The sequence below is a fragment of the Bradyrhizobium sp. genome (genome assembly GCF_016462955.1).
Taxonomy (GTDB): domain Bacteria; phylum Pseudomonadota; class Alphaproteobacteria; order Rhizobiales; family Xanthobacteraceae; genus Bradyrhizobium.
Genome location: NZ_JAEMSD010000544.1, coordinates 1,245 through 4,325, shown reverse-complemented (window position 1 = coordinate 4,325; position 3,081 = coordinate 1,245). Strand labels below are relative to the sequence as shown.

Sequence of the window (3,081 nt, the reverse complement as noted above, 5' to 3'; positions counted from 1 at the left end):
GAGCGGAAGAGGGCGATCTCGTCGCCCGTGTCGAGGGCGCGGCCGGCATCATCAGGCTCAACCGTCCGAAGGCCATCAACGCCGTGACGCTGGAGATGTTTCGCGACATCGAGAAGGCGCTCGATCGTTTCGAGGCTGATCCCGCCGTCGCCGTGATCCTGCTGGAAGGCGCCGGCGAGCGCGGCCTCTGTGCCGGCGGCGATATCCGTACGCTCTGGGAAAGCTCCAAGGTCAATGGTGACCTCGGCAAGATCCTGTGGCGCGAGGAGTACATCCTCAATGCCCGGATCAAGAAGTTCCCGAAGCCCTATGTTGCCTTCATGGACGGCATCGTGATGGGCGGCGGCGTCGGTCTGTCCGCGCACGCCAGCCACCGCGTCGTCACCGATCGCACCAAGCTCGCGATGCCCGAAGTTGGTCTCGGCTTCTTTCCCGACGTCGGCGGCACTTATCTGCTGGCGCATTCGCCGGGCGAGATCGGCACCTATTTCGGGTTGACTGGCCAGACCATGAACGGGCCGGACGCGATCCACGCCAAATTCGCCGATTGGGTCGTGCCCGCTTCGAAGCTACCGGAACTGCGCGAGGCGCTGACCAAGCTGCGCTCCGGCGCAACCGCCGCCGATGTCGGCAAGCTCATCGACGGCTTTGCCACCGGCGAGACCGCGGGGCCGGTGGCTGCGAAGGAGCCTGTTATCGACGCGCTGTTCGGCTTCGACCGCATGGAAGACATCTTTGCGGCCTTGAAGCGCGACGGCTCCGAGTTCGCGCAGGCGACGCTGAAGACGCTCAACGAGAAATCGCCGCGCGGCATGGTGGTGACGCTGAAGCTCTTGCGCCTCGCGCGCCAATCGTCGAGCCTGGAAGAGTGCCTTGTGCGGGAGTACCGCGCCGCGCTCGAAGTCTTCCGCAGCGACGATTTCCGCGAGGGCGTCCGCGCCGCCGTGATCGACAAGGACCGCAACCCGACCTGGTCGCCGCCGCGGATCGAGGATGTGACGCCACAGATGCTGGCGCCGTATTTCGCCGAGATCGGCCCCGACGAATTGAAGTTCAATTAACAACGCTGCAGCGGAGGAAACGACAATGGCCACGATCGCATTCATTGGTCTGGGCAACATGGGCGGCCCGATGGCGGCCAACCTGGTCAAGGCCGGCCACAAGGTGCTGGCGTTCGACCTGGTCGAGGCTTCCCGCAATCAGGCCAAGGCCGATGGCGCCAGCATCGCCGACAGTGCCGCGGGCGCGGTGAAGGGCGCCGATATCGTCGTCACCATGCTCCCCGCAGGCAAGCACGTGCTCGGCGTCTGGAACGAGGTGGTGCCCGCCATGACCAAGGGCGCGCTGATCATCGACTCCTCGACCATTGACGTCGAGAGCGCGCGGGCCGCGCACGCGCTGGCCGCCAAGAACGGCGTGCTCTCGGTCGACGCACCGGTCTCCGGCGGCACCGGCGGCGCCAAGGGCGCCACGCTCACCTTCATGTGCGGCGGCGAGGAGAAGGCGTTCGCAGCGGCGAAGCCGGTGCTGGAGAACATGGGCAAGAAGATCGTCCATTGCGGCGGCGCCGGCGCGGGCCAGGCCGCAAAAATCTGCAACAACATGATCCTCGGCATTTCCATGATCGCGGTGAGCGAGGCCTTCGCGCTCGGCGAGAAGCTCGGGCTCTCGCATCAGGCGCTGTTCGACGTCGCCTCGACCTCGTCGGGCCAGTGCTGGTCACTGACGACCTATTGCCCGGTGCCGGGGCCGGTGCCGACCTCGCCGGCGAACAACGACTACAAGCCGGGCTTTGCTTCGGCGCTCATGGTGAAGGACCTGACCCTGGCCCAGGACGCCGCAAAGGCGGCCGGTGCGGCGACGCCGCTCGGCAAGCATGCGCAGGAGATCTATCAATCTTTCGACGCAGCCGGGCAGGGCGGGGTGGATTTTTCCGGAATTATCAAGCACGTTAGGAGTCTAGCCGGGAAAGCTTGATGACGACATTTCAGGAAGCGCGCGCGTTTCTTCTGCAACACCGCACGGACTACGAGGCGGCGGTCAAAGGCTTCCGCTGGCCCGATCCGGTTTCGTTCAACTGGGCGCTCGACTGGTTCGATGCCGAGCTGGCGGCGAACGCTGACAGCAAGGACCGGCCCGCGCTCTGGATCGTCGATGCCGCGCAGGACAAGCAGACGAAGCTCTCCTTCGCTGCGCTCTCGAAGCGCTCGAACCAGGTCGCGAATTTCCTCCGTGCGCAGGGCTTGAAGCGCGGCGACCACCTTTTGCTGCTGCTCGGCAATGTGGTTCCGTTGTGGGAGACCATGCTGGCAGCGATGAAGCTCGGCGTCGTCGTGATTCCCGCAACCACGCTGCTCACCGCTGACGAACTTCGCGACCGGCTCGAGCGCGGCAGGGCGAGGGCGGTGGTGGCGGCTGAAGATCAGGTGGCGAAGTTCGCAAGCCTTGGCGCCGAGAACATCGTCCGCATCGTGGTCGGCGCCGGCCCGGATGGATGGCTCGGCTATGACGCGGCCGCGAAGGCACCGGAGGATTTCACACCCGACGGTCCCACCAACGCCGACGACCCGATGCTGCTCTATTTCACCTCGGGCACGACGGCGAAACCGAAACTCGTGCGGCACAGCCAGCGCAGCTATCCCGTCGGCCATCTCTCCACCATGTACTGGATCGGGCTGAAGCCCGGCGACGTCCACCTCAACATCTCATCGCCAGGCTGGGCCAAGCATGCCTGGAGCTGTTTTTTCGCACCGTTGAATGCGGGGGCGACCGTGTTCGTGGTCAACCAGCCGCGCTTCGATGCGAAAGGCCTACTCGCCACCATCGGCCGCTGCGGCGTCACCACGCTGTGCGCGCCGCCGACCGTGTGGCGGCTGTTCATCCAGGAGAACCTCGCCTCGTTCAAGGTGGCGTTGCGCGAGGTTTGCGGCGCCGGCGAGCCGCTCAATCCCGAAGTGATCGACCAGGTGCGGGCCGCCTGGGGGCTCACCATTCGCGACGGCTACGGCCAGACCGAAACCACCGCGCTCGCCGGTAAGTCGCCGGGGCAAAAGATCAAGATCGGCTCGATGGGCCGGCCGC

At 65.7% G+C, this 3,081-nt stretch carries 2 protein-coding genes and 1 pseudogene; all 3 read left to right on the top strand.

The window, feature by feature from the left end; genetic code table 11:
- A partial coding sequence (locus JHD07_RS33940) for an enoyl-CoA hydratase/isomerase family protein (protein WP_291630095.1) occupies positions 1-1,061 on the top strand: 1,061 nt, incomplete at its 5' end.
- Positions 1,057-1,977, top strand: coding sequence for a 3-hydroxyisobutyrate dehydrogenase (gene mmsB / locus JHD07_RS33935; protein ID WP_291630096.1), 921 nt, complete (start codon positions 1,057-1,059; stop codon positions 1,975-1,977). The genes JHD07_RS33940 and mmsB, both read left to right, overlap by 5 nt.
- Positions 1,977-3,081 (top strand): annotated as a pseudogene (locus JHD07_RS33930) (AMP-binding protein); the annotation flags it as partial. The gene mmsB and the pseudogene JHD07_RS33930, both read left to right, overlap by 1 nt.